The following is a 7459-nucleotide window of genomic DNA, read 5'->3' as shown; positions in this document are numbered from 1 at the left end:
GGTCGAACCGCCACCGCCGACCTATGACGAGCCGCCGCTCGGCGACTATGCGACGATGTACGGCCCGATTTCCGACAGCGGGTTCGAGCTCCCGGCCATCCCGATCAAGAAGATGGACCCGCAGTTCCTGCGCCAGATCGTTCCCGATCCGACCGGCCAGCGGCCAGGCACCATCATCGTCGATACGACCAACCATTTCCTCTATCTGGTGCGCGAAGGCGGCCAGGCGATCCGTTACGGCGTCGGCCTCGGCCGCGCCGGCTTCGAATGGTCGGGAGACGCCGTCGTCCAGTGGAAGCAGAAATGGCCGAAATGGACGCCGCCCGATGAGATGGTTGCCCGCCAGCCTGAACTGGAAGAATACAGCGCCAAGAACGGCGGCATGCCCGGCGGCCTCAAGAACCCGCTCGGCGCCCGCGCGCTCTACCTGTTCCACGACAACGTCGACACGCTCTACCGCCTGCATGGCTCGCCGGAATGGAACTCGATCGGCAAATCCGTCTCGTCAGGCTGCGTGCGCCTGATAAATCAGGACATCATCGACCTCTACGACCGCGTGCCGTCGAAGAGCCCGGTCATCGTGACGTCCGACATCGGCCAGCCGATGGCGGCGAGCGCAAACCGCAGAGCCATCCCGATCGATGGCGGGGTGCCGGATGGCTCGGTCCTGCTCGGCCCGGTGACCTGATCGACTTCATCGATGCCATGAAGCGGCAGGTTCCGCTCCATGCGGCAAAGCTCGCCAGGATCCCGATAGCTTTACGCGAATGCCTGGGGTTCGCATCCAAGATGTGCAATGCCGGCAACAGGAGGCCAAAAAAGACGTCCAGACGAACCATGGAGCCGCTGCAATCGGGGCGGCCATGCCCTGTCAATCTCGACGCTGCTGTGTTTCGTTACCGATTGATGTATATTAGACGGGAGTATGATTGCAGAGACATACATTTCATTAGATCATTGATGGCGGGGGAACGCCGATGGTGGGATTTGATTTCGATAGTCCGCCTGCCGACGGCGCCGAGGCCAACCTGTCGGCCGAATGCGAGCGCCAATTGCTGCCGCTCGTCCGCGGAATTGTCGAGGCGGCGGTTGCCGCCGGGTGGAGCCAGGAAGACGTTCTTCTGGCCATGGTCGAGCTGTCCTGGGATCTGTACGAGAAACGCCGAGGCGATCTTTAGCAGGCCTGCGTGAGCCGGATAATTCCGTAGCGCCGGCCAAGCCAGGCCATGTTTTTCTCGCGCGAACTTTTTTCTTCACTTACAATGTTTTTTCTATCCACGGGATGCGCTACGCTGCCTTTGGGCAGGACTATGGGGGATACAAATTACCGTCCGGATTTCCGGGTTGGCTGTTTGCACGGCACGGAATTTCGATGGGCTGGCAAAGCGGCTGAGGCAAGGCTGAATGAAAAATGCGGGCGAGGTTCAGGAACGCAGCGCAGGCGCCGATCGGGTCGATCGGCACGCCCTCGGACATAATGCCCGAAAATGCCAATCCCAGAAGAGCAACCATGCGGGGGAGCGGGATATGCTCTGTCCGCAGCCCTGGATCGCTCCCGGAGGGTCGCCATCGCCGAAGTCGCCTACCTCGCGGGATTTTCGGATCAAGGCCATTTGGCCACCGCCATGAAGAAGCACAAGGGAAAGAAGCCATGATTCCGGCGATAACTGCTGCCGGATCGTCCGTGGCAATGACAGATAGTCGACCAGCTCTGTCAATGGCCGCGCGATCTATATTCGGAATACAACGCTGGATTGCGACGGCACACTATGCACAATAACTAGGCAAAATGGTAAGATAAGATCGGAAAATAGTCAGGTAGCCTTGGCTAAAAATTCAAACCTGTAAATTTATAGTCAAAATCCTGGTAAAATTTTCATTTGAGCTCAAATTCTTCTTTGCAATATAAAGCAGCATCTGTAGGATTCGAAGGAACGCCCAGGAGCAAACGTGAATTCTGGGCGCCTCGATACAGCACAGGATTGGATTGATCGGCGCAGCAGTGGCAGAGACGAAGATGCAACATAGAGGCAACGTCCAGGAAAGCGCCGGGACAGAGCGGCGGCGCGCGGATCGTCGCATCTTCGACGGAATTCCGGAAAGCGCGGGGCGCTACCTGGTCACGTTTCGAGGCGGCGCGGCACATGTCGTTCATGGGCCGGGATCACACAGATTCAAAGCGGCGGAACATTTCGCTTCGGTTCTGCTTACACCCTCACCAGGGATTGCGGCATCGCTGGGCAGCGACAAAGTCCACGAATACGACGGCGACGTCGGCATGATCATGATCGTCCCAGCCGACCTCGGCGGCAAGGTGACTCGGTCATCCACCACGGAAAGCGTAATCGTGGCGCTCACCCCCGAGAGTCTCTTCGAGCTGGCAACGCGTGAATTCGACACCGGCCATGCCGAGCTTCAGCCGCCGCCGTACGGGACCGTCGACTTCCAAGCGCTGCAACTCGCGCAGTTGCTGAAGGCGGAACTGACGGATCGGGAAACTCCAAACGAGTTCTATATCGATTCGTTGGTCACCATGTTCGGCGTCCATTTGCTTCGGAACTACGCAGGAGCGCGAAAGTTGCCACAAGCCCCAAAGGGCGGTCTGTCGAACCGCAGCGCCCGGCGGGTGCGCGAATTCCTGGAGGTAAATTTTTCCAGCAAAATCGCGGTGGCCGAGCTGGCCGCACTCTGTGGCCTTTCGCCGAGCCATTTCATCCCGGCATTCACCAAGACCTTTGGCGAGCCGCCGCACAAATACCTGCTGCGGCTGCGTCTCGATTTCGCCGAAAAACTTCTCATCGAGAGCGACCTGTCGATTGCGGAAGTCGCTCATCTCAGTGGATTCTCGGACCAGAGCCACTTGACAGTCACCATGTCCAGATACCGGAACAGAACCCCCAGGCAGGTGAAGCTGCAACGTTAACGACTGTTGCGGCGCGCATGATTGTCCGCGGCGATACCTCGATTGATCTTCAGTATAGTCGAAGGTTGTGTGGCAGAGCAGTCACAGTTGTCGCGCAGGGACCAAATACCGGATTTTCCTACAAAGATTCCGGATTATTCCAAAATACCTGCACCGCGAATGTGCTCATGGTCGCGATTGAAGTCATTTGGGGCGGGGGAGCAACCAGATGATACAGCATGTCGGATTGTCCCATGGACATTCAATTCGCGGAAATCGAGGTCTTCGCGCCTAAGGCCGAAGCGGCCTGGGCTGCACTGCAACGCCAATACGCCAGCCGGATCAGCGCTGCGGAACTCGACCATCTCCTGGCCTGTTTCGTGCTTGGACTGACCTCTCCGGCTTGTGGTGAAGGCGATCCGGGATTTCATTTCGATCTCTGCCGCGCGCTGGTGGCGGTAAACCTGCCGCCGGAACGGACGGAGGCTGCACTGCATGCGGTTCCAGAACCGACGCAGCCATGGGTCGCGAGCGCCTATCAGCTGATTGAAAAACAAGGCGCGAAGGTCGGTCTCTCGTTGCGGGAGAAGACGCGCAATTTCGAAGATTTTTTGGCCACCGAGGCGAATGGTGCGGCACATCAGAGCGCCTCGGCAATTGCGAGGAAAAACTAGCATGACCAAACGCGTCGAGGGGCGGAGAAGGATCGAACTTTCTTCAAGCTTTGTCGGAAACTGGATCGCGGGCGCGGCCGACAGCCGCTCGGTGCGGCGCCGCCTGATGGCGGTGCTGCGCAACGCGTGCCGCGTGCTCGGCATGCGACGCAAATGTCTGGGGCTTGGCACGCTGGGCAGCGGCAGAATTGCGGCAGCGGCGCTGGGTGCAATCGCATTCGGGAGCATCGCCACCCCGGCGTCCGCGCAGTATGCCGCCGGCGGCGGCACCGCGACGGCCAGTGGCTCAGTCGCTATCGGCCCGGCCGCGACGGCCTCTCAGCTCAATGCTGTTGCGATCGGGACCCGGTCTGTCGGGTCAACGCAATACGCAGTGGCAATCGGCCAGGATGCGCAGGCCACAGGCACCGGCGGCGCGGTGGCGATCGGCGGCGGCGCGATTTCAAACAACATCAATACGGTAGCAATTGGCGTTCAGTCCGACGCCACTGCGGCCGGGGCCAGCGCACTGGGCACAAACTCCCACGCTTCGGGATCGAACTCCACCGCGGTCGGTGTCGGCGCCACGGCCAGCAACAATTATGCGTTCGCCACTGGCTACGGATCGGTAGCCAGCGCCCAATACGCATACGCCATGGGCTATCAGTCCAGTGCTAGTGGCCTGCGCGGTATGGCGCTTGGATATCAAGCAACCCAGAGCGGGATCGATTCCCTTGCCCAAGGTACCAACGCCAATGCAGGCAGTCAAAACGCCATCGCGATAGGCTTCCAGTCGGTGGCGTCCGATATCAACTCTATCAATATCGGAGCGCGCACCGTTGCGGGGTCAGGGGCCTTGGCCCAAGGCGCCATCGCCCTTGGCACGGATGTCACAGCAAATCAGCAAAACGCCCTTGCCATTGGCGTCCTGACCAAAGCAACGGGAACGAACGCCGCAGCGGTGGGTAGAGGAGCCAGTGCATGGGGCAACCAGTCCATCGCATTCGGCACGGGCGCGCAGGCGGGCGTTCAGGCCAACACGGCTGTGCCCAACAGCATCGCGATCGGTACCAATTCGCTCTCTTCGGGCGCTTTCGCCACGGCGATGGGTGCTACCTCGGTTGCGAGTGGCTCCGCCAGCACAGCGATCGGCAACACGGCTGTCGCCAGCGGCGCGAACGCCTCCTCATTCGGGTCCGGCGCGAATGCGACGGGAGACAATTCTCTTGCCGCCGGTGTCAGCGCCGCCGCTAGCGGGATTGCCAGCACCGCGCTCGGCATCGGCTCCAAGGCCAGTGCCACCAACGCCGTGGCGATCGGTAATGCGGCGGTCGCCAATTCCGCCGACGCGGTTGCCATCGGCACGGCCGCGACGGCCACGGGCGGCAAGGCCGTCTCCATCGGTTCGGGCAACACGGCTTACGGCAACGGCGCGGTCTCCATCGGCGATCCGAGCTATGCCAGCGGCACCGGCGCCTTCACCGGCGGCGCCAACAACATCGCCAACAGCGACGGCACGGCAACCGCCACAGCCGCAAACCAGGCCGCAGGCGCGGTTGCCATCGGCAACAACAACAAGGCCGTCGGGCAAGGCTCCGTGGCGCTGGGCAATGGCTCGACGGCGGGTGCAGCCGGCCTTGCCGGCAATGTCGCGCTGGGCAACGGCGCGACGGCGACGGCAAGCTCCGGCGACGTAGCGCTCGGTTCGGGCTCGGTGACCGCGACGGCGGTCGGCACCAGCGGCGCGACGATCGGCGGCACGGCCTACAGCTTCGCCGGCACGACGCCGACGAGCACTGTCAGCGTCGGCGCGCTCGGCGCGGAGCGGACCATCACCAATGTCGCGGCGGGCCGGCTCAGCAATTCGTCGACCGACGCCATCAATGGCTCGCAGCTCTTCGCCACCAACCAGCAGGTGACGCAGAACACGACGGCCATCGCCGCCAACACCGCCGACATCACCAATCTCGGCAACACGATCAACAGCATCAGCACCGGCGGCGGCATCAAGTATTTCCACGCCAATTCGACGGCGGCGGACTCGTCCGCAACGGGCACGGACTCCGTTGCTATCGGACCAGTCGCGACCGCGACGGGGACAAACGCCATCGCGGCCGGCACCAATTCGAGCGCCTCCGACGCCAACGCCTCGGCCTTCGGCAGCGGCGCCGTCGCATCGGCGCTTGACGCAACGGCGATGGGATACATCTCCAAGGCCTCGGGCCAATACAGCACCGCCGTCGGCGCCAACGCCAATGCCACAGCCACGTCCAGCACCGCGATCGGCCAGAACGCGTTTGCAACCGCCTTTCAAGCGACCGCTCTCGGCGTAGGAGCGAATGCCGGCGCCCAGAATGCAATCGCGCTGGGCGCCCTCGCCAACGCCAGCAACGCCGGCGACGTGGCGCTCGGCTCGGGCTCGGTAACCGCCGCGGCGGTCGGCACCGCCGGCACGACGATCGGCGGCGTCGCCTACAACTTCGCCGGCACGACGCCGGCAAGCACCGTCAGCGTCGGCGCGGTCGGCGCGGAACGCACCATCACCAATGTCGCGGCGGGCCGGCTCAGCAATTCGTCGACCGACGCGATCAACGGCTCACAGCTCTTCGCCACCAACCAGCAGGTGACGCAGAATACGACCGACATCGCCGCCAACACCGCCGACATCACCAATCTCGGCAACACGATCAACAGCATCAGCACGGGCGGCGGCATCAAGTATTTCCACGCCAATTCGACGCTGGCGGATTCGCAGGCGCTGGGGACGGATTCCGTTGCCATCGGCCCGAATGCTGTGGCCAACAATGCCGGCGACGTGGCGATCGGCGCGAATGCGGTGTCGACCGCGACCACGGCGGTCGGCGGCACCACGATCGGCGGCGTTGCCTACACCTTCGCCGGCGCGACGCCCGCTGGTGCATTCTCGGTCGGCTCGGTGGGCGCCGAACGCCAGATCCAGAACGTCGCGGCCGGGCAGTTGAGCGGCTCCTCGACCGATGCGGTCAATGGTTCGCAGCTGTTTGCGACCAACCAGCAGGTGACGCAGAACACGACCGACATTGCCGCCAACACGGCTGACATAACCAATCTCGGCAATTCGATCAGCAACATTACCGGCGACACCTCGCTGGCCTACACCGACGCCAATGGCGACGGCATACGCTATGTGCGCACCAACGACCGGACGCTCGCCGTCGCCGACTCCTTCGCGCAAGGGATCGGCTCGTCCGCCCTCGGCTACCAGGCGACCGCGAGCGCCGACAATGCGCTGGCGCTCGGCCGCGACACCCAGGCCAGCGTCATCGGCGGCGTGGCGCTCGGCGCCGGCTCGGTTTCGGATCGGGCGGTCGCACCCGTATCGGGATCGATCCTCTCCGGCACCGGCCTCATTCCCTACAACACCGCGGACATGAGCCTGCTCGGCGCCGTCTCGGTCGGCACCTCCACCTCCTATCGCCAGATCATCAACGTGGCCGACGGCACGCAGGACCAGGACGCGGTCACGCTTCGCCAGTTGAAGGGCGCGCTGAGCTCGTTCGCGGTGACGGGGAGCCTGTACTTCCACGCCAATTCGACGGCCGCGGATTCGCTTGCGGTCGGCGTCGATTCGGTTGCGGTCGGTCCGCGCACCACCGTCAATGGCGACAACGGCATCGGCATCGGCAATGGCGCCATCGTGCAGCAGACGGCGCCGGGAGGCATCGCGATCGGCCAGAATTCGACGGTCAACCAGGCCGACAGCATCGCCCTCGGCACCAACGCGACCACCAACGGAGCGCAGGCGGTGGCGCTCGGCGCCGGCGCAAAGGCCAACGAGCCGGGCAGCGTCGCGCTCGGCGCGGGCTCGACGACGGCGGCGGCGGTCGCCACCACCGGCACCACGATCAACGGCGTTGCCTATACC

The 7459-nt window shown here is 63.2% G+C and carries 5 protein-coding genes; all 5 read left to right on the top strand.

The genetic code is table 11. From position 1 onward, the window contains the following. The coding region (locus tag NKI61_RS31620) for a L,D-transpeptidase (protein WP_352842287.1) at positions 1-688 on the top strand (688 nt) is incomplete at its 5' end. Positions 689-977: 289 nt separating this feature from the next. Next, a complete protein-coding gene (locus tag NKI61_RS31615; RefSeq protein WP_023684556.1) occupies positions 978-1178 on the top strand; it encodes a hypothetical protein in 201 nt (66 codons plus the stop codon). Between the two features lie 809 nt (positions 1179-1987). After that, entirely contained in the window at positions 1988-2923 is a 936-nt protein-coding gene (locus tag NKI61_RS31610; protein ID WP_352842286.1) for a helix-turn-helix domain-containing protein, read from the top strand. Positions 2924-3156: 233 nt separating this feature from the next. Next, positions 3157-3576 (top strand): hypothetical protein, encoded by a 420-nt coding sequence (locus NKI61_RS31605; protein ID WP_023673694.1) that lies wholly within the window; start codon positions 3157-3159, stop codon positions 3574-3576. Position 3577: 1 nt separating this feature from the next. Continuing rightward, a partial coding sequence (locus NKI61_RS31600; protein WP_352842285.1) for a beta strand repeat-containing protein occupies positions 3578-7459 on the top strand: 3882 nt, incomplete at its 3' end.

It is taken from the genome of Mesorhizobium sp. M0514, assembly GCF_040321145.1.
In the GTDB taxonomy this organism is placed as follows: domain Bacteria; phylum Pseudomonadota; class Alphaproteobacteria; order Rhizobiales; family Rhizobiaceae; genus Mesorhizobium.
Note: the sequence above shows the minus strand (reverse complement) of the source record. Positions and strands in the feature narration are given on the sequence as shown.

What these genes read in the sequence shown, in the direction of transcription:
- NKI61_RS31615 (WP_023684556.1), top strand. Translation starts at nt 978, where the DNA reads ATGGTGGGATTTGATTTCGATAGTCCGCCTGCCGACGGCGCCGAGGCC.
- NKI61_RS31605 (WP_023673694.1), top strand. Translation starts at nt 3,157, where the DNA reads ATGGACATTCAATTCGCGGAAATCGAGGTCTTCGCGCCTAAGGCCGAA.